Source organism: Rufibacter aurantiacus (genome assembly GCF_017916345.1).
In the GTDB taxonomy this organism is placed as follows: Bacteria; Bacteroidota; Bacteroidia; order Cytophagales; family Hymenobacteraceae; genus Nibribacter; species Nibribacter roseolus.
Genome location: NZ_JAFMSV010000004.1, coordinates 560,244 through 579,244, shown reverse-complemented (window position 1 = coordinate 579,244; position 19,001 = coordinate 560,244). Strand labels below are relative to the sequence as shown.

Here is a 19,001-nt window from a genome sequence, read left to right as displayed (position 1 = left end):
CAGCCGTAAGCGCCTGCCCAATCCTATTCAAGGTTCAGCAGACCAACTTCCCTCCTGCCTTAGGAGGGATGCCCGAAGAGCGGGGTGGTAAATCGCCTCTTTCCCCCAAAACACCCTAAAAACAGAAAGGCCCGCTTTTGGCGGGCCTTTCCTTTTCATCTATGTGCAAGTGCTTACACGTTCATGGATGACTCACGGCGGCGCATTTTACCGGCCGGAATCCCGAACATCATTTTGAAGCGACGGCAGAAATACGCAGTGTCTTTGTATCCCACGTCTTTGCCAATCTCTCTGATGCTCTTCTTGGTAGTGCGCAGCAAGAATACGGCACGCTCCATGCGCTGGTATTCAATGTAGTCCTGCGGGTTGATACCGGTGAGCATCTTGAAGTACTGGCCCACATAGTCCTCAGAAACGTTGGCCACGTTGCTGAGCACCTTGTTAGACAAGTCGCCGCCCAGGTTCTCCTTGATGTAGTTGAACAGGTCAATAAGGCGCGGATCTTTGAAGTAGGTGCTGTTGGTAGCCAGCTGCTCCACAAACATCTTGTTCTTTAAGATGTAGCGGATCAGTTCTACCACCATCTGCTCTGTGTACAGGCTGATGATGCGCTCCTTGCCCGGCAGATCCTGCATGCTTTCCTCCACAATCTTGATCACCAGCGTGGCCAGCTTGTTGCTGGTAATCACAAACGCCGGCACCTCAAGGGAGGTGAAGAAGTTCACAGAGTCAAATACCTTGGCCTCAAAGCTCACAAAGCTGTGGCTGTCATCGGCTTCGCCGATTAAGTCAAGGTCATTGTTGCTTTTGAAAAACTTATCTTTGGTGGTGATATAATCATCATTGGAGATAACCCGGCTCTCGGTATCGCCATAATAAAGCTTGGTACTACGGCCGCCTGGAATGAAGAGTAGCTGACCCTCTTCTGCTACTTGTTTATCGTCTCCGAAAGCAACAATGCCATTGTGCACTAAAATAAGGTTGTTTCCAACATCATAGTAGTTACGCACCGTCAGCGGCTGCTGCAACACCAGGTTTTTAGCCTTGATGTAGCGCACTTTCAGCGACTCAATTATTTTATTGTAATCTTCCATGTAAGGGCACTTATTAAAGGGTTTTAACTTATGTTGATTTTTTAAGTTGTCTGTCGGTTTAAAATTAGTACTTATCTTTTAAGTTATCAAACAAAAAAGGTAGATATTTATAAACTGACAATTACTATATACCCTTATATCAACAATAAACGTTATTAATCCCCTTTTCTATTTCAATATCTCCCTAGAGATTACTATTTTCTGTATCTCAGAAGTTCCCTCGTAAATTTGCGTGATTTTGGCATCGCGCATGAGGCGCTCTACGTGATATTCTTTCACAAAGCCGTACCCACCATGGATTTGAACAGCCTCAACGGCCGTATCCATGGCTACTTTGGAGGCGAAAAGTTTGGCCATTGCCCCGGATTTTGAGTAATCGCGGTGGGCGTCTTTATCGGCGGCAGCCTGCAGGCAAAGCAAGCGGGCTGCGTCAATATTGGTGGCCATGTCTGCCAACTTGAACTGGATGGATTGGTGTTGCGAAATAGGCACACCAAACGCTTTCCGCTCCTTAGAATACTTCAAAGACAACTCATAGGCGCCGGAGGCGATGCCCAGGGCCTGCGAAGCAATCCCGATGCGGCCGCCGTTGAGGGTAGACATGGCAAACTTAAACCCGAAGCCATCCTCCCCGATGCGGTTCTCCTTTGGAACCTTAACGTCTGTGAACATCAAAGAGTGTGTGTCTGAGCCTCTTATGCCTAATTTATTTTCTTTTGGCCCAATCTCAAAGCCTGGCATGCCTTTTTCCACGATAAGAGCATTGATGCCCTTGTGACGCAGCTCTGGGTTGGTCTGCGCAATCACCAGGTACACAGAGGCGGTGCTGCCGTTGGTGATCCAGTTCTTGGTGCCGTTGAGCAGGTAATGGTCGCCCATGTCCACGGCGGTAGTACGCTGCATGGTGGCGTCTGACCCAGCCTCTGGCTCAGAAAGGCAGAAAGCGCCAATGATCTCGCCGGTAGCCAGGCGCGGCAGGTATTTCTGCTTCTGCTCCTCAGAGCCGTACTTCTCCAGCCCCCAGCACACCAGGGAGTTGTTCACAGACATGACCACCGAGGCGGAGGCATCTACCTTGGAGATCTCTTCCATGGCCAGCACATAGGAAACGGTGTCCATTCCGCCGCCGCCGTACTTAGGATCCACCATCATGCCCAGGAACCCCAGCTCGCCCATCTTCTTGATCTGCTCCGCCGGAAACTTTTGGTGCTCGTCACGTTCAATCACGCCCGGCAACAGTTCTGTCTGGGCGAAGTCGCGGGCAGCTTCCTGCACGGCCAAATGCTCTTCCGTTAATTTAAAGTCCATATAAGGTGTTTATTATGAATGCTATGGTGTGAGAATGATAAAACAAAAATAATGAAAAAATAGTATGCAAGCAGCCTACTATACCTGCAAACGCAGACTAAAGCTAACATTTGTTCGGTTTTTTGGCTATTTACTGAATAACAGCCTAAAAACGAAAAGGATGCACAAAAAAAGAGGATAGCTTCCGCTATCCTCTTTTTTACATATAATTGGTTTAAAGGTTCCTAGTCTCTACGGCCGGTAAGCATGGACGCATAGTAGAGCAAGGTAGCCAATGAACCAATGGCGGCCACCACGTACGTCATCGCGGCCCATTTCAAAGCGTCTTTGGCCATGCCGTGCTCCTGGGTAGTTACCACGCCTCTGGTGTCCATCCAGGCCAAGGCCCGCTTGCTGGCGTCAAATTCCACCGGCAGGGTGATAAAACTGAACAGGGTAGTCAAGGCGAACAGCAGCACCCCTACCGCCAATGGAATGGGTGTGGTCTGAATCATCAGCACCCCGATCAACAGAATCCATTGCATATAACGGCTGGCCACGCTCAAGGCAGGCACCATGGCCGAGCGGAACTTCAGGAAGGCGTACGCTTTGGCGTGCTGCACGGCGTGTCCGCATTCGTGAGCCGCCACGGCCGCTGCCGCTGCGCTGCGCCCCTCGTACACCGGCTCGCTCAGGTTCACGGTTTTATCTGCGGGGTTGTAGTGGTCCGTCAGCCGGCCGGGGGTGGAGATCACGCGCACATCGGTGATCCCGTTATCGGCCAGCATCATCTCCGCGACCTCGCGGCCACTAAGCCCAGATCTTAGGCCCAGTTTGGAGTACTTCTCGAACTTACTTTTCAATGTCCAGCTGACCAGCGCCGAGGCCAGCATCATTGCAATCATGATTATCCAAATACCGCCCATTTCTCTCTTTCTTTTAAGGTTAACTGTGTTGGTCGCTCAGGATCTTGTTCACCACCTGCGAAGTAGAGTACCCCTTCACCAACGGAATTGTTTTCACGGCACCGCCTCTGGCTTGCACTATATCATGTCCCACGATATTCTCTATGGCATAATCGTCGCCTTTCACCAGCACGTCCGGTCCTATGGCTTGGATCAACTCGCGGGGTGTTTCCTGGTCAAACAACACTATAGCATCTGTAAACCAAAAGGATGCCATAACCCTTATACGTGACATTTCGTCTTGCAATGGCCTGGATGGCCCTTTTAATCTACTGACAGATTGGTCAGTATTCAATCCCACCACCAGTTTATCGCCTAATAGACGTGCCCGCTCCAAGTAATCCACGTGACCCACGTGCACAATATCAAAGCAGCCGTTGGTGAACACTATTTTCTGGCCCTGCGCCCGCCATTCTTCTACTTTGGTTAAAAGCCGGGAGAGCGACATGATTTTCTCTTCTGAAGGAAGCATAGGATGGGAAACGGTTAGATGGTACAATATAAAGGAGCGGTTCCTGGGAAAAGAACGCAAAAACCCGGCTTCTGTTTTCAAGCCGATTCAAAGAAAACGAACCGGAAACTGCTTACGCGACTTGCCTGGCGGGTTGGTCTTTGCCTTTGGTCTGGCCCAAGCCGGCCACCAGGCTGATGCCGCCCATGAGCACCACCAGCAGGGCGCCCGTGGTATGAGTGATGAGGGCATAGGCCATTCCCTTGTCAAGAGGTACGGCGTACAGCAGCAGAGCGGTTCTTACCAATATGTGGTACACGCCAATGCCGCCCTGCACCGGCGCCGACATTCCCAGGCCACCTACCACCAGAATGGCCATACCTGCCTGCCAGGAAAGTCCTGAGGTACCGGGTAAAGCAAAGAAAGCCAGGTAGCTGCCCAGGTAATAGGTAAGCCAGATGAATACGGTATGGAAAATGAAAGCGCCTTTCTGCTCCATTCTCGCTACGCTAGAGATTCCCTGCCACAAGCCTCGTACAAACGCACTCAACTTCTTAAAGAAAGTGTTCTGCCGCAGTTTGGCGATGTTTCGGTACACAAACCAAATCATGGCTCCCGTCCCGAAAACAGCTACAGCCGCCAGTACATACAGCGTCTGCAGGTTCTGCTCCAGCCCGTGGAATTTCTCAGAGAAGATTTCCAGGAAGAAATCTTTGAGGCGGTCAAACTCCAGCAACAGCGTAATGCCCATGCACGAGAGCAACATCAGCAGATCTATGACCCGCTCTGTGATCACAGTACCCAGGGAAACGTTCACCGGTATGCCGGATGACTGCCTGAGCAGAGTACACCTGATGACCTCGCCCGCGCGCGGCAGCACCACGTTGGCCAGGTAACCCACCATAAGGGCATGATAGGCCTGCATGACCTTAGGCTTATACCCCAAAGGTGCATACTGCATCCGCCAGCGGATGGCGCGGCTCACGTAACCAGCCACCGAGACAAGCAAGGTAACGGCTACCCAAAAGTAGTTCGCCTGGGAAAGCTCAGCTTTTACCGCGGAGAAGTTGATACTACGCAAGGCATACGCCATCAAGAAAACCGATACCGCCAGCAGCAGCAGGTACTTCAGTACGTTGATGGTTTTCTTCATGCCGGGGCGGGAACTACACCAGGCGGTTATGCTGGTCTGGGAAAATAACGGTGGGCTCGTGGGTGCGGGCGTCCGCGAAATTAATCAGGGCGTAAGAGATGATGATAATGATATCCCCTACCTGCACCCGACGCGCAGCCGGGCCGTTGAGGCAAATCATACCAGAACCTCTTTCTCCTTTTATAATATAGGTCTCAAAACGCTCGCCGTTGTTCACGTTCACGATCTGGACTTTCTCATGGGGAACCATGTTGGCCGCATCCAACAGATCTTCGTCTATGGTAATGCTTCCCACGTAGTGCAACTCGGCCTGGGTTACTTTGGCCCGGTGTATCTTGGATTTAAGAACTTCAATCTGCATCAAAACAATCTAAAAACATGCAAAGTTATAGATTATTTATGAGACAAACAGGCAGTTGACTTTTTGGTTTTAATGCAAGAATAGAATCTACAACAGCATATTATCAATGAGCCGCACCTCGCCCAGGAAAGCCGCCAGGCACAGGGCCACCGGCACACCCGCTGAGATCTCTTCTACCGGCTGCAGGGTCTGTGCATGCACTACCTCCAGGTATTCCAGCCTGATTTCCGGAAAAGAGGCCAAAAACGCCTCCGTCTCCTTTTTGGCTTCTGCCACCGGTTTAGACTGAAGCTGTGTTTGCAGGAGCTGCAGGGCTTCGTAGAGGTGCGGTGCAACCGCCCGCTGTTCCGGCGTGAGGCGCCGGTTGCGCGAGGACATGGCCAGGCCGTCTTCTTCCCTGATGATGGGGAAACACACCAACTCCAGGTCAAAGCTCAGGTCCAGCACCAGTTGTTGGATAATGGCAAACTGCTGCAAATCCTTCTGCCCGAAGAAGGCCTGGTGCGGCTTCACTAGATGGAAAAGCTTGCTCACCACTGTGGCCACACCGTTGAAATGACCCGGACGGTGCGCGCCCTCCATTACCTGCTCCAACTCCCCAAAATCAAAAGACAACCGGGCTTTCTGCCGATACATCTCCTCTGCCGTGGGCGCAAACAGCACATCGCAGCCTTCCTGGTTCAGCATCTGGGCATCCGCCTCCAGCAGCCGGGGGTAAAGGCGGTAATCCTCGGCGTTGTTGAACTGCACCGGGTTCACGAACACGCTGCAGACGGTGATATCGTTCTGGCTTTTGGCCGCCCTGATGAGCGACAGATGGCCTTCGTGCAGGGCGCCCATAGTAGGGACAAACCCAATGCGTTGGCCTTGCTGGCGCAGCATCTCGGTGTGCTGCCGGATATCAGATAAAGAGGTAAGCTGCAACATGGAGGGCTGCGGGTTTAATATTGAATTGGCAAAAGACGCCAAAGGTATGATTTTATTCAAATAAATTGAGAATCAGCTGATAATTGCTTAATTTTGCATTTCGCAATTACTATTGCCTGTTTTATTTTAATCACTCCAACCTATGTCCAAATTGAGAATCTTATACGCGGCTACTGAGATTGATCCCTTTCTGCAAACCACAAAAGTAGCGGAATTCCTGAGGATGTTGCCACAAGCGATGCAAGAGCGTGGGATGGAAGTAAGGATTTTTGTGCCTCGGTTTGGTTTGATCAACGAGCGCAAGAACCGCCTGCACGAGGTGGTTCGCCTTTCTGGCATCAATATTGCCGTTGGCGAAGAGGAAAAGCCCCTGATTATCAAGGTGGCCTCTATCCCGAATGCCAAACTCCAGGTTTATTTTATTGACAACGAAGACTATTTCCACCGCAAGTCCGTTTTGGTGGACAAAGACAATAAATTCTATCCAGACAATGATGAGCGGGCCATCTTTTTCTGCAAAGGCGTGTTAGAGACGGTGAAGAAACTGGGTTGGGCCCCGGATATTGTACACTGCAACGACTGGATGACGAGCCTGATTCCGCTGTACCTGAAGAGCACCTATAAGAATGACCCTATCTTCAAGACGGCCAAATCTGTGTTCTCGGTTTACAACAGTGAGTTCACCCACAAATTTGAGGGCGATCTGCTGGAGAAAGCCAAGATGCTGGACATTGAAGACGAGATGCTGACGAACCTGAGATCAGGTGACTTCGGTGCTTTCATCAAAATGGGTCTTCAGTACGCTGATATGGTGATCAAATCAAACGAGGACTTCAGCGACAACCTGAATGCCATGTTTCAGGAGTATAACAGCACCAAGCAGATCAACACCATTAGCTCAGACGAAAACACCCTGGATTCTTACTTTAACTTGTATAATGAACTTGCGAATTAGTAAAGCAGCTGCTGTACTCTTTATTTTCTCTTTCTTTTTCACTGCGTGCGAAGACCCAACGGCTATTGGTTTGGAGCTGCAGGAACCAGGTACCCAGATAGGCACTTCTTATACAGACACAGCTACAGTAAGAGCTTCTACTGTTTTACTGAAAGACTCTATTATTGGCTTGGGCGCGGCCCGGGTACAGGTAGGTAGAATCACTGATCCTGTCTTTGGAACCGTGACGGCTAAAACGTACGCAGAGTTTGCCCCCCTGACTTTCCCTGCCAACGCTGATTCCATTGATGTAAGCAAAGGCGCCGACTCCTTGGTCATCAACCTGGACTACAACTATGCTTTCGGGGATACTACCAAGGCCATAGCCATGAATGTCCACCGTCTGACCCAGACATTCAGAGATGATGAGACCTATTTCATCAATGAGCCGATGGCGTACAATGAAACTCCGGTAGGGACTGTGACCTTCAGCCCCCGGCCCAGCACTACCTACAGAAGCACCACCGATACGACCAAAACGCTGCCGCTTTTATTGAAAATCAAGATAACCGGCGCTTTCGCGAATGAGGTTCTTCAGGCTTTGGCGCAGACTTCCTCCACCCAGACGTTTGCCAACGTCATCAATGGACTGGCTCTTGTACCCGCCAACGGTTCTGATGAGCAAGGCAGCATTGTAGGGTTCCTGCCCACTTCTGCCAACACAACGCTTACGTTGCACTACAAGTCAAAGAAAAACATCGCAAAGACTACTTCGCTGCTGTTCACTGACCGTTATTACAACCATATTGATGCAAACCGAGCCGCAACGCCACTTGCTTCTTTAATCGCCACCGGCAATACCCTGTCATCTGCCAACGCGGGAAACCGCACCTTCCTTCAGGCTGGGGCTGGGCTGGTTACCAAAATAGAATTGCCTTACCTTGCTGAGTTCCGTAAGACGCAGTCCGGCGGAGAACAGAACCTGGCCATCAACAAAGCCGAACTGATTATTCCGTTGGTAACCTCCACCGTGATCTCCGCCAGAGACTCCGCACTTTTGCCTCCAGTTATTACCGTAGTGGAAGCAACCACCTCTAACCGAATTGCGTTGAACGCCGGAGTACCAAGTGCGCTGCTGGCAGAAAATTCTACCGCTCCCGCTACCCTCCAGTACAGAGGGGCAAAAGGAGGCTATGTGTATGTGGTCAATATCACTAGCTACATGCAGAACCTGCTTTATAACAGAAGAACGAACAATGGACTTATTCTACTGCCTTCCAACGTGAGCAGTTCCCTGTCAACACCTTCTAACCTGGCACAGACCATAAACCGCGCTATTATAGAAGCGAATCAAAGCCTCAGCGCTGAGCGCCGGATTAAGCTAAGACTCTTCTATTCAACTGCTCAATAATAGTTTTTATATACCCCTAGCTTAACAGTAGATTACATCACTATGTGTGGAATAGTAGCTTATGTAGGGCAGAGAGAAGCCTGCCCCATTATCTTAAAAGGATTGAAGCGTTTGGAGTACCGCGGTTACGACAGTGCCGGTGTAGCTTTGTTAAACGATGGTGATCTTAAAGTTTATAAGAAAAAAGGTAAAGTCGCTGATCTAGAAGCGCATATAGGTACCCAGGACACCAGCAGTACCATTGGGATTGGTCATACCCGTTGGGCAACCCACGGTGAGCCGAACGATGCCAATGCGCACCCGCACTATTCCTCCTCCAAGAAGATCGCTATTATCCACAATGGTATAATTGAGAACTACGCCTCCCTTAAAAAACACTTGATCAACAAGGGCTACGAGTTCCACAGCGATACTGACTCTGAGGTATTCGTTAACCTCATTGAAGATGTACAGAAAAACAGCAATGTTTCTCTGGCTGAAGCCGTACGTCTGGCCTTGCACGAGGTAGTGGGCGCTTACGCCATCGTGGTTATCTCCCATGACTCACCTACTCAATTGGTAGCGGCCCGCAAAGGTAGCCCGTTGGTGATTGGTGTAGGAAAAGGCGAGTACTTCCTGGCCTCAGACGCTACCCCTATCATTGAGTACACGAATGAAGTAGTGTATTTAAATGACTATGAAATTGCCGTGATCAAAGACGGAGTAATGGACATCCGGACCAAAGAAGATGTGGTGCAGACGCCTTACATCCAGAAACTGGAGCTGGAACTGGAAGCCATTGAGAAAGGCGGTTACCCGCACTTCATGCTGAAAGAGATTTTTGAGCAGCCTCGTTCTATCATGGACAGCATGCGCGGCCGTCTGGTGGCAGAGAACACGCAGTTAACCATGTCCAGCATCAGAGAGTATGCTACCCGTTTCAAGAACGCTGATCGTATCATCATCGTGGCCTGCGGTACTTCATGGCATGCTGGTCTGGTGGCCGAGTACATGATTGAGGAGTTTGCCCGTATCCCGGTAGAAGTAGAATATGCCTCTGAGTTCCGCTACCGGAACCCGGTGATCCGTGAAGGGGATATTGTTGTGGCGATTTCTCAGTCTGGTGAGACCGCAGATACGCTTGCCGCCCTGGAACTGGCCAAATCAAAAGGCGCCATGATCTTTGGGGTGTGTAATGTGGTAGGTTCTTCTATTGCCCGGGCTACCGATGCTGGTGCCTATACCCACGCTGGTCCTGAGATTGGGGTGGCTAGCACCAAAGCCTTCACTGCGCAGGTAACGGTTCTTTCCCTTATCGCGATGATGATTGCCGAGATGCGCGGCACAATGGAGTTGACTGCTTTACGTAGCTTAATGCTAGAGATGGAGAAAATCCCGGCTAAAGTGGAGCAGGCACTTCAGTTAGACAAAGAGATCCAGGCTATTTCTGAGATCTTCAAAGACGCCACTAACTTTATATACCTGGGCCGTGGTTTCAACTTCCCGGTAGCTTTGGAAGGCGCCTTGAAACTGAAAGAGATCTCTTACATCCACGCAGAAGGATATCCGGCGGCAGAAATGAAGCACGGACCTATCGCGTTGATTGATGAGAACATGCCAGTGGTGGTAATTGCCACTAAAGACAGTTCTTACGAGAAGATTGTTTCTAACGTACAGGAAGTAAGAGCCCGTAAGGGTAGAGTGATTGCGGTGGTTACCGAAGGTGATACCGTAATCCCGCAGATGGCTGAATTCGTGATTGAGGTGCCTAACACCCATGAAGCCTTGATGCCGTTGATCTCGGTTATTCCTTTACAGTTGCTGAGCTACCACATTGCGGTACTGCGCGGCTGTAACGTTGACCAGCCACGTAACCTGGCTAAGTCTGTAACTGTAGAGTAATTTCTACCAATCATAAATCTGAAAAGGGGAAGCCAAACAGCTTCCCCTTTTTGTTTAGGTTAATTCCCAAAATTGATTTGACTGCTTGTTTTGGACCTGTTTTTGTTAAAACAAGCTCAAAACCGGAGACTACTTCTGTTCTTACAAAAATCCAGCTTTAAAACGAAAGGCACTAAGCAGAGCACCCGAGGAACTACTCTGGGAATGATGACAAGAGCTTGGTTCTAACGGTAAATGGCTGTTTATTAGCCAAGTACTTGGGATTCTCGCAGAATATCTTTTTATTAACATTAAACCATTACACCCATTCTCCGCTCTATAGGAAAAAGCGGATACCTCAGGTTAAAGGCTCCATGCTTCCTTTGCCGTTCTCACTTTGGAATGAACCAGGAAGCATGAGCAAACCATTTATATAGTACCATGCACACGGGTTTGGCGGCAGAACAATATACTGTTAACCGTAACCCCAGCCTTGAGAAAGAAAGTAACCACTTAAAATATCGGCAGTATGCACCGTATGTTTAGATATCCCGGTCTGACGCTGGTCTTCATCCTTACTTCTTTGCTGCTTTCCTCATTTGAAAGTGCAGAGAAACCGGTGGCAAACGTGCCCAAATTTCCTTATAAAAAGGCGGGCCTCACCGAGCGGCAAGCAGCAGCGCATCTACTTAGCCGTTTCACCTTCGGGTCCAAGCCGGGCCAGGTAGATGAGGTGGTGAAAATAGGGCTGGAGAAATGGTTTGCGCAGCAGCTCCAGGCCAATCTACCAGACCCTGAACTGGAGCAGAAGCTTGCTCCCTATCGCTCTTTGAAAATGTCAAATGAGGAGATTGTGTACTATTATCCGCAGAAAGGGCAGATTCTCAAATTAGGGATGCAGGAAGGTGTCTTTCACATAGACTCCCTTAAGAACAGTGAACTGACCAAAGAAGGCAGAATAGCGCAACGGGAGAAACTGGGTGCCTATATGCGGGAAAAAGGCTTCAGGCCGCAGGGGGAACTTCACAATGCGCTCTTCAATCAAAAAATCCTGCGGGCCACTTACTCGCAGAACCAATTACAGGAAATCCTGACCAGCTTCTGGTTTAACCATTTCAACGTTTCGCTCACGAACAAGAACTGCGACCTGTACCTTACCTCCTATGAGCGGGATGTGATCAGGCCTAATGTATTGGGTAAGTTCGAGACTATTTTGCTGGCCACGGCTAAATCACCGGCTATGTTGGCCTACCTGGACAATTTCAAAAGCGTAGCCGAAAAACAAAGCCTCACCCCGGAGCAGAAAAAGCGGCAGGAGCGCCAACAACTAATGCTGGAGGCCCGCCTGACCCAAGACACCGCGCTACAGCAAAAGCAATTGGCTCAGAAAATAAAGACGGTTAAAAGAGGTGCGGGCTTGAATGAGAACTACGCCCGCGAGATCATGGAACTGCATACCTTGGGAGTAGATGGTGGTTATACCCAGCAGGATGTGACGCAAGCAGCCCGCATCTTAACTGGTTGGACCATCAACCCCGAGATGAATCATTTTAACCTGAAAAAGCCAGCTTCTGAGCAGAACCCAGACCGGGCTGCTTTGCTGGCAAAACAAGGCAGTGTGCAGGAAGGAGACTTCTTCTTCGCGGCCAATAAGCATGACCAGGGACCGAAAGTAGTGCTGGGCACCAATTTCCCGGCTAACGGCGGCTACGAAGAAGGCCTGCGGCTGATCAATTTACTCGCTCACCATCCATCAACGGCAAAGTTCATCTCTAGAAAGCTGGCTATCCGGTTCGTGAATGATACGCCGCCCCAAAGCCTAATAGACAAGATGGCCAAAACCTTTCGGGAGAAGGATGGAGACATTAAGGAGGTGCTGCTGACCATGGTCACCGCGCCCGAGTTCTGGAGCAAAGAGGCCCTGCGGGAGAAAACGAAATCGCCGTTTGAACTGGCCATTAGTTCAGTGCGCAGCCTAAACGCTGATATTCAGGACCCCGCTCCATTGAATGCTTGGATCACCAAAATGGGCGAGCGAATCTACTACTACCAGGCTCCTACCGGCTTCCCGGATAAAGGCGCTTACTGGATCAACACCGGCTCCTTGCTCAACCGCATGAACTTCGGGTTGGCTTTGGCTTCGCAGAAGATAAAGGGCATTTCCTTTGACCTGGTGGCCCTGAACCAAAATCGGGAACCGGAAAGCGCCGAGGCGGCTTTGCTCACTTACAGTCAGTTCCTGCTGCCCGAGCGCAATCTGGAGGCCACTATCAAACGCTTAACGCCTACCCTCACTGATCCTAGTTTCGGGCAGAAGGTAGATGCAGCGGCTAATAAAAAGCCAGTGGCAATGCAGAACGAAACCCGGGAGCAAGAGGATGAGATGATGATTGAAATGCAGGAGAAAAAAGGCCAGGACGGTAAAAAGAACCAGAAGAAAGACCCTGCCATGCCGATGAACCCCAAAGCCCTGAAAGGCACCAACACGCCCATGCTGGCCCAGGTGGTGGGCATCATCATCGGGTCCCCTGAGTTCCAGCGCAGATAATCTGTTTAACCCGCAAAAAAATTGAGATGACTACCAGAAGAGGATTCCTGAAATCAGGGGCACTGGCGCTTTTCGCGGCGGGCCTAGGCGGCGTACCTAATTTTTTGGCGCAGGCGGCCAGTAGCAGCAAACTGGTGCTGCCCTACAAGAAAAACAAGATCCTGGTCTGCATCTTTCAGCGGGGCGCCATGGATGGCCTGATGGCCGTAACTCCCTTCACCGATGAATTCCTGCAGCAGGCGCGACCCGGCCTGTTCATGACTGCTGCGCAGAGTTCGGCCAATCCCCTTGTGGACCTGGACGGACGTTTCGGGTTGCACCCGGCCATGCGGTCGTTTGAGCCCTTGTTCCGGGAGAAGCGCCTGGCCATTGTGCACGGTATGGGATCGCCCAACCCCACGCGCTCACACTTCGATGCGCAGGACTACATGGAAACGGGCACCCCTTTTGACAAAGGCACCGCCAGCGGATGGCTCAACCGGGCGGTGGGTTTACTAGGCCACGAGCCCACCCCATTCCAGGCAGTCAGCCTCACCTCCTCGCTGCCCCGCTCGTTCTACGGCGACCATGCCGCTATTGCCATCAGCAACCTGCAGGATTTCGGGGTGCAGATGCGCGGAAACCAACAAGGTGCGGCGTTGGCCTCCAAGAACTTTGAGGATTTGTATGACCAGACCTCGTCTTCCCTGCTGAACAAAACCGGCAAAGAGAGTTTTGAGGCCGTGAAGATGCTGCAAAAGATTGACTCCAAGAACTATATTCCGGCGAATAATGCGATCTACCCTAACTCCGGGCTGGGAAAATCACTGAAGCAGATTGCCCAGATGATCAAAATGGACGTGGGCTTGGAAGTGGCTTTCGCCGAGTCCGGCGGATGGGACACGCACTACAACCAAGGGACCTCCAACGGCACCTTCGCCCGCAACGTGAATGACCTGAGCCAAAGCATCACCGCCTTCTGGACAGACCTGGACGCCTACCAGGATGACGTGAACGTGATGACGATGACCGAGTTTGGCCGCACCGTGCACCAGAACGGCAGTAACGGCACCGACCACGGCCGAGGCTCCTGCCTATTCATCTTAGGCAACGATGTGAACGGCGGCCTGGTACACGGCCATGTGCCGCCGCTGGCCAAAGAAAATCTGGAAGACGGCCGCGACCTCCCCGTCACCACCGATTTCCGGAGTATTTTCAGCGAAGTAGCCGGGAAACACCTGAACATCAAGAATGACAAAGTCCTCTTCCCTGATTTCACGGGAGAGAAGATAGGCGTCATGCGGCAAGTCTGACGCTTGACCTAACGATTTCAACTTATAAAAACAGTAAAGGCAGCGTTACGGCTGCCCTTACTGTTTTAAGCTGGTTTTTGGGAAACAGCCTTAAAACAAGCTTCGGATACTTCCCCCCGCTGGCGCGAGCGTCCCGCTCGTGTCCGCACGCATTCCTGATAACACGCATCGCAGGTAAATAGCTTACCCCTTATTCTTGTCATCTTGAAAGGATCTTGTGGGCAAACGGTAGAGTCGCTGCTTCACTGTCTTTCTAGTTCGCCCGCTAGATCCTTCCAAGATGACAAAGGGACGTGATTATCAGCAATGCAGGCGGACACGAGCGGGACGCTCGCGCCAGCGAAAGCTTATTGAAAGCTATTCTGTTTTGTGGCTGTTTTTGCCAAAAGAAGCGGAAAGCTTCTACTTCTTAAACCTTCACCAATTGGTAAAGCGAGGCCAGGAACACGAAAGCCTTGTCAATAGAGCGGTGGGAATCCTCGCGAAGAGGGACTACTTCCAGAACTTCTTTGTTCACAAGTGGTTCGCCTATTAATCCGGCTAGGTTGAAATTGAGTGGGGAGTAAGCTGAGGTAAACTCCGTTAGGTTTAGATGGTTTGCGTTGAAGAACACGGTTAGTTTGTCGCCTTTGCCTTGCTGGTTGTACTGTGCCAGGCGCTCTGGTCTTTCATGTAGAAGCAAATCAATCACTAAATCGGCTTGCGGAAGCCAGGCCTTCAGTTCTGCCGGGTCTTGTAAATGCAAATAGGCTCTGTTATAGAATTTAAGGCTTACTTCTGCTTCTTGCTCTTCCGTGGCTAAAACCAATGTGTTCATATTTCTGTACCTTTAAGCCTGTAAAGATACAGATTAACCATTTTGCATATGGCAACCAACATCATAGAAAGCAAATCTGCCCCGGCCCCCATCGGCCCCTACAGCCAGGCCGTAATGGCCGGTAATACCTTGTATATCTCCGGCCAGATCGCCCTGGATCAGGAAACTGGCCAGTTGGTACAGGCTGATATCCAAACTGAGACGCACCAGGTCATGAAGAACCTCCAGTACATTCTGCAGGAAGCCGGCATGGACTTCTCTAACGTGGTGAAATGCAGCATCTTCGTGAAAGACCTGGGCAACTTTGGGGCGATTAATGAGACCTACGGAAGCTATTTCACCAGCAATCCGCCGGCCCGCGAAACCGTGGAGGTAAGCCGCCTGCCCAAAGATGTGAATGTGGAGATCTCCTGCATCGCGGTTAAATTCTAATGAGTGATGGAGAGATTGAATGAATGAGAGAATGGAATTGTAATGGAGTCTACCTGATATATTTTAAGGCAGTCTTCAGGAAAACAGGCTTTAAGCAGACATCCGTCCTTTTATTCTCTCATTCATTCAATCCTTTACCTTCTCGTCAACTTCACAGTCTTCGCCTTTGGCTTTGGCCTCATTAGGGCCTGGTTCATCGTTCACGGGGGCATGCCCCACCTCCACTTCTTTGTTGATGACCCGTACCGCGTAGGTGGAAGGATAGATATCTGCGCCGTAGCGGCGGGCGTACACCAAAGTGAACTGTGCCCCGATGAAAACGATCTGCGAGGTATAGAACACCCAGGTGAGCACCACAATCACCGAGCCCGCAGCCCCATAGATACCAGCAAAGTCGCTGTTCCCCAGATAGAGGCCAATTAATGATTTACCCAGCGAAAAGAGGACGGCCGTGACCAGGGCCCCAATCCAGACATCGCCCCACCTGATTTTGGCATCGGGCAGGAATTTATAGATCAACGCGAACAGAAAGGTGACCACCCCCGTGGAACCTACCCAATTGACAATCCAGGTGAGTTGCAGGACAGACTCATCAACCCGGTTAGTCAGAAAAGAGGTAATGGCCACCAGCGCCGTGTGCACCACCAGACTCACCAGCAGCAGAAACACAATGGCCAGAATCATAGCGAAGGATAGCAGCCGGTCCCAGAGCAGCTTCAGGTACTCGTTTCGGGGTTTGGGTTTCACGCCCCAGATCTGGTTCAGTGACTCTTGCAGGGAGACAAAAACCCCGGTGGCCCCTATAAGCAATGTAAACACCCCCACCACGGTGGCAAAGGTAAAGTCAGCCGATTGGTTGATGTTCTCTACCATCTCCTGAATATCGTAGGCCCCTTTACTGCCCAGAAGATCGCGCAGTTGTTCGTACACCCGGCCCCGCACCGCATCTTTCCCAAAGATGGCCCCGGCGGTATTGATCATGATGATCAGGATAGGCGGCAACGCGAATATGGTATAGTAAGCCAGGGCCGCTCCTTTCTGGAACGAGTTGTTGTCCAGAAAATCCAGCCAAACCTCTACAATGATACTCCAAGCCTTCTTTAGCTTACTTTTCAGCATGTAGTTTATTTTCCTCCTTCATACGTACTAAAAGCGGCAGGTTTACAAACTTATTGGAACACAAGTGGTTTCCTTAGCAAAAGCCCTGAGAAGCAGGGAAAACCAGCCTGGAATAATTAGTAAACAGAGGCGCAAGGTTTTAAGGATAAAAGCTTTACGGAAGACTTGAAATACCGTACTTTTGCACCTCGATTGAAATACCTATACAACATGGAAAGAGAAGTACGAGTACGCTTTGCCCCTAGCCCAACCGGGCCGCTGCACATTGGCGGGGTACGCACAGCGCTGTATAATTACCTTTTTGCTAAAAAGATGGGCGGTAAAATGATACTGCGCATTGAAGATACTGACCAAACCCGCTTTGTGCCCGGCGCCGAGCAATACATTTTTGACTCTCTGGAGTGGTGCGGCATTAAGCTGGACGAAAGCCCGGTGCACGGCGGTCCGCACGCGCCCTACCGCCAGTCTGAGCGCAAGCCCATGTACATGGACTACGCCCTGCAACTGGTGAACGCCGGCCACGCCTACTACGCCTTTGACACCGCCGAGGAACTGGAAGAGATGCGTGAGCGCCTCAAGGCTGCCAAGGTAGCCACCCCACAGTATAACGCCATCACCCGCGCCACCATGAAGAACTCCCTCACCCTGCCTGAGGATGAGGTGAAACGCAGATTGGAGAGCGGTGACCCATACGTGATCCGCCTCAAAGTACCACGCAAAGAAGAGGTTCGTCTGAAAGACATGATCAGAGGTTGGGTAATGGTGCATTCTTCGGCCATTGATGACAAAGTACTGATGAAGTCTGACGGAATGCCAACGTACCACCTGGCCAACATCGTGGATGACCATTTGATGGGCATCACCCACGTGATCAGAGGCGAAGAGTGGTTGCCAAGTGCACCGCTACACGTGTTGCTGTACCGCTACTTTGGCTGGGAAGACACCATGCCGGAGTTCGCACACTTACCATTGCTATTGAAACCAGATGGTAACGGTAAACTGAGCAAGCGCGACGGTGATAAGTTAGGTTTCCCGGTATTCCCGCTGAACTGGGTAGATCCGGTGACCGGCGAGAAATCAAGCGGCTACCGCGAGGCTGGTTACCTGCCAGACGGTTTCGTGAACTTCCTGGCCTTCCTGGGCTGGAACCCAGGCACGCAGCAAGAGATCTTCTCTATGGAAGAACTCATTGAAGCCTTCAGCATCGAACGCATCGGGAAATCCGGTACCCGTTTCGATATTCAGAAAGCCCGTTGGTACAATGAGCAATACCTGCGCGCCAAACCAGACGCAGAATTAGCTCAGTACCTGTTGGCGGCCCTGCCCGAGCAAGGCATTGAGTGCTCTGAGGAGCGCGCCGAGAAGATCGTTAGCTTAATGAAAGAGCGCGTGACCTTCCCGCAGGATTTCTGGAAAGAGGCTGCTTACTTCTTCGTGGCGCCAACGCAGTACAATGAGCAGGTAGCGGCCAAGAAATGGTCGGCTGTTGCGGCCGGAGCATTTGAGGAATTCAGAAACGAGCTGGCTTCTCTGCCAGAGTTCAACGCTGATTCTGTGAAAGCCCTGTTGCTACAGGTTCTGGAGCGCAATGGCTTGAAGATTGGCCAGGTAATGCAGGCCTTGAGAATAGCCCTGACCGGCGTAGAGGCAGGTCCAGACCTGATGGCCATCATTGAGATCATCGGAAGAGAAGAGACTGAAAGCCGCATTGACGCCGCGTTGACCAAGCTGGCCCAGTACGCTGCCTAACGCTAATTTCTGCGTAGGCAGAGAAATACGACACATATGATTTCGGGGCTGTTTTCTAAAAAACAGCCCCGAAATGTTTTAAGACAACCACCAAATCCGCCGTCATAAACAAGCATCTGGGGCTTGCTTATGACGGCGGATTCTTTTTAATTCGTTTATCCTTCTGCCAGATTTCCCGTTTGTAGTAAAAGCAACTGGCCCGGCGGCTTGCCTGGGCGTAAACTTTACTACTATGGCAAAGAAGAAAGCAGACAAGGACAAACCAGAGAATAAACCGGAGAAAAAAGCGAAGGTGCACCCTGAACTGGAGGGCTTCGAGATCAAGATCAATCCCTTGGGGGACATCACCTCTAACTTCAACATTGACCAGCTCAATTCTTTCCTGGACCGCAACGTCTCAGACAAGAAACTGGTAGGTGACCAGGGCAAGAAACGGCCGCAGGAAGAAGACGAGGAATTCCCCATTGAGGAAACCGTGGATGAGGAAGAGAACGAGGAGGATTTCTTCAAGAAAGGGACATCTTTTGATGATGAGGCCGATGATGATTTCTCTGACAAAGGGAAACCAACGGACCCTAAGCCGAAGAAAAAATAAACCTAA

17 protein-coding genes are annotated in these 19,001 nt (G+C 50.8%); 8 read left to right on the top strand and 9 right to left on the bottom strand.

The genetic code is table 11. From position 1 onward, the window contains the following. Positions 1 to 173: 173 nt before the first annotated feature. The 7 genes from J3P34_RS17205 to panC form a co-directional block, all read right to left on the bottom strand. Positions 174 to 1,094, bottom strand: coding sequence for a helix-turn-helix domain-containing protein (locus J3P34_RS17205; RefSeq protein WP_149089989.1), 921 nt, complete (start codon positions 1,092 to 1,094; stop codon positions 174 to 176). A gap of 168 nt (positions 1,095 to 1,262) precedes the next feature. Then, positions 1,263 to 2,402 (bottom strand): acyl-CoA dehydrogenase, encoded by a 1,140-nt coding sequence (locus tag J3P34_RS17200; protein WP_210462695.1) that lies wholly within the window; start codon positions 2,400 to 2,402, stop codon positions 1,263 to 1,265. Positions 2,403 to 2,626: 224 nt separating this feature from the next. Then, positions 2,627 to 3,286: a zinc metallopeptidase gene (locus J3P34_RS17195; protein WP_210489859.1), complete on the bottom strand. Its 660-nt coding sequence runs from the start codon at positions 3,284 to 3,286 to the stop codon at positions 2,627 to 2,629. A gap of 40 nt (positions 3,287 to 3,326) precedes the next feature. Next, positions 3,327 to 3,818, bottom strand: a complete 492-nt coding sequence (rfaE2, locus tag J3P34_RS17190; protein WP_210462691.1) for a D-glycero-beta-D-manno-heptose 1-phosphate adenylyltransferase — start codon at positions 3,816 to 3,818, stop codon at positions 3,327 to 3,329. 112 nt (positions 3,819 to 3,930) lie between these two features. Continuing rightward, positions 3,931 to 4,950: a lysylphosphatidylglycerol synthase transmembrane domain-containing protein gene (locus J3P34_RS17185; protein ID WP_210489858.1), complete on the bottom strand. Its 1,020-nt coding sequence runs from the start codon at positions 4,948 to 4,950 to the stop codon at positions 3,931 to 3,933. A gap of 13 nt (positions 4,951 to 4,963) precedes the next feature. Continuing rightward, a complete protein-coding gene (gene panD, locus J3P34_RS17180; protein WP_210462687.1) occupies positions 4,964 to 5,311 on the bottom strand; it encodes an aspartate 1-decarboxylase in 348 nt (115 codons plus the stop codon). A gap of 87 nt (positions 5,312 to 5,398) precedes the next feature. Continuing rightward, positions 5,399 to 6,238 (bottom strand): pantoate--beta-alanine ligase, encoded by an 840-nt coding sequence (panC, locus tag J3P34_RS17175; RefSeq protein WP_210489857.1) that lies wholly within the window; start codon positions 6,236 to 6,238, stop codon positions 5,399 to 5,401. A 142-nt stretch (positions 6,239 to 6,380) separates the two neighbouring features. Here panC and J3P34_RS17170 point away from each other — a divergent pair, with 142 nt between their 5' ends. The 5 genes from J3P34_RS17170 (at position 6,381) to J3P34_RS17150 (ending at position 14,283) form a co-directional block, all read left to right on the top strand. Then, entirely contained in the window at positions 6,381 to 7,193 is an 813-nt protein-coding gene (locus J3P34_RS17170) for a glycogen/starch synthase (RefSeq protein WP_210462683.1), read from the top strand. Beyond that, positions 7,177 to 8,583 carry a DUF4270 family protein gene (locus tag J3P34_RS17165; protein WP_210489856.1) on the top strand — a complete coding sequence of 469 codons (1,407 nt, stop codon included), beginning with the start codon at positions 7,177 to 7,179 and terminating at the stop codon, positions 8,581 to 8,583. The genes J3P34_RS17170 and J3P34_RS17165 overlap by 17 nt, the downstream gene beginning before the upstream one ends. 42 nt (positions 8,584 to 8,625) lie before the next feature. After that, positions 8,626 to 10,464, top strand: a complete 1,839-nt coding sequence (gene glmS / locus J3P34_RS17160) for a glutamine--fructose-6-phosphate transaminase (isomerizing) (protein ID WP_210489855.1) — start codon at positions 8,626 to 8,628, stop codon at positions 10,462 to 10,464. A 517-nt stretch (positions 10,465 to 10,981) separates the two neighbouring features. Next, positions 10,982 to 12,991 carry a DUF1800 domain-containing protein gene (locus J3P34_RS17155; protein WP_210489853.1) on the top strand — a complete coding sequence of 670 codons (2,010 nt, stop codon included), beginning with the start codon at positions 10,982 to 10,984 and terminating at the stop codon, positions 12,989 to 12,991. Between the two features lie 26 nt (positions 12,992 to 13,017). Further along, a complete protein-coding gene (locus J3P34_RS17150) occupies positions 13,018 to 14,283 on the top strand; it encodes a DUF1501 domain-containing protein (protein ID WP_210489852.1) in 1,266 nt (421 codons plus the stop codon). Positions 14,284 to 14,692: 409 nt separating this feature from the next. On the opposite strand, the gene J3P34_RS17145 is transcribed toward J3P34_RS17150, so the two are convergent. Beyond that, complete coding sequence (locus J3P34_RS17145) at positions 14,693 to 15,100, bottom strand: hypothetical protein (protein ID WP_210489851.1); 408 nt, start codon at positions 15,098 to 15,100, stop codon at positions 14,693 to 14,695. A 48-nt stretch (positions 15,101 to 15,148) separates the two neighbouring features. Between J3P34_RS17145 and J3P34_RS17140 the strand changes: the two genes are divergently transcribed. After that, complete coding sequence (locus tag J3P34_RS17140; protein WP_210462670.1) at positions 15,149 to 15,532, top strand: RidA family protein; 384 nt, start codon at positions 15,149 to 15,151, stop codon at positions 15,530 to 15,532. A 126-nt stretch (positions 15,533 to 15,658) separates the two neighbouring features. Here the strand turns inward: J3P34_RS17140 and J3P34_RS17135 are convergent, their stop codons facing one another. Beyond that, positions 15,659 to 16,651, bottom strand: a complete 993-nt coding sequence (locus J3P34_RS17135; protein ID WP_210489850.1) for a YihY/virulence factor BrkB family protein — start codon at positions 16,649 to 16,651, stop codon at positions 15,659 to 15,661. 210 nt (positions 16,652 to 16,861) lie between these two features. Between J3P34_RS17135 and gltX the strand changes: the two genes are divergently transcribed. Beyond that, positions 16,862 to 18,400 carry a glutamate--tRNA ligase gene (gltX, locus tag J3P34_RS17130; RefSeq protein WP_210489849.1) on the top strand — a complete coding sequence of 513 codons (1,539 nt, stop codon included), beginning with the start codon at positions 16,862 to 16,864 and terminating at the stop codon, positions 18,398 to 18,400. A 232-nt stretch (positions 18,401 to 18,632) separates the two neighbouring features. Next, a complete protein-coding gene (locus J3P34_RS17125) occupies positions 18,633 to 18,995 on the top strand; it encodes a hypothetical protein (RefSeq protein ID WP_210462663.1) in 363 nt (120 codons plus the stop codon). The last annotated feature ends 6 nt before the right edge of the window (positions 18,996 to 19,001 follow it).

Coding starts and splice junctions, on each gene's coding strand:
- J3P34_RS17205 (WP_149089989.1), bottom strand. CDS start 1,094: ATGGAAGATTACAATAAAATAATTGAGTCGCTGAAAGTGCGCTACATC.
- J3P34_RS17200 (WP_210462695.1), bottom strand. CDS start 2,402: ATGGACTTTAAATTAACGGAAGAGCATTTGGCCGTGCAGGAAGCTGCC.
- J3P34_RS17195 (WP_210489859.1), bottom strand. CDS start 3,286: ATGATTGCAATGATGCTGGCCTCGGCGCTGGTCAGCTGGACATTGAAA.
- rfaE2 (WP_210462691.1), bottom strand. CDS start 3,818: ATGCTTCCTTCAGAAGAGAAAATCATGTCGCTCTCCCGGCTTTTAACC.
- J3P34_RS17185 (WP_210489858.1), bottom strand. CDS start 4,950: ATGAAGAAAACCATCAACGTACTGAAGTACCTGCTGCTGCTGGCGGTA.
- panD (WP_210462687.1), bottom strand. CDS start 5,311: ATGCAGATTGAAGTTCTTAAATCCAAGATACACCGGGCCAAAGTAACC.
- panC (WP_210489857.1), bottom strand. CDS start 6,238: ATGTTGCAGCTTACCTCTTTATCTGATATCCGGCAGCACACCGAGATG.
- J3P34_RS17170 (WP_210462683.1), top strand. CDS start 6,381: ATGTCCAAATTGAGAATCTTATACGCGGCTACTGAGATTGATCCCTTT.
- J3P34_RS17165 (WP_210489856.1), top strand. CDS start 7,177: ATGAACTTGCGAATTAGTAAAGCAGCTGCTGTACTCTTTATTTTCTCT.
- glmS (WP_210489855.1), top strand. CDS start 8,626: ATGTGTGGAATAGTAGCTTATGTAGGGCAGAGAGAAGCCTGCCCCATT.
- J3P34_RS17155 (WP_210489853.1), top strand. CDS start 10,982: ATGTTTAGATATCCCGGTCTGACGCTGGTCTTCATCCTTACTTCTTTG.
- J3P34_RS17150 (WP_210489852.1), top strand. CDS start 13,018: ATGACTACCAGAAGAGGATTCCTGAAATCAGGGGCACTGGCGCTTTTC.
- J3P34_RS17145 (WP_210489851.1), bottom strand. CDS start 15,100: ATGAACACATTGGTTTTAGCCACGGAAGAGCAAGAAGCAGAAGTAAGC.
- J3P34_RS17140 (WP_210462670.1), top strand. CDS start 15,149: ATGGCAACCAACATCATAGAAAGCAAATCTGCCCCGGCCCCCATCGGC.
- J3P34_RS17135 (WP_210489850.1), bottom strand. CDS start 16,651: ATGCTGAAAAGTAAGCTAAAGAAGGCTTGGAGTATCATTGTAGAGGTT.
- gltX (WP_210489849.1), top strand. CDS start 16,862: ATGGAAAGAGAAGTACGAGTACGCTTTGCCCCTAGCCCAACCGGGCCG.
- J3P34_RS17125 (WP_210462663.1), top strand. CDS start 18,633: ATGGCAAAGAAGAAAGCAGACAAGGACAAACCAGAGAATAAACCGGAG.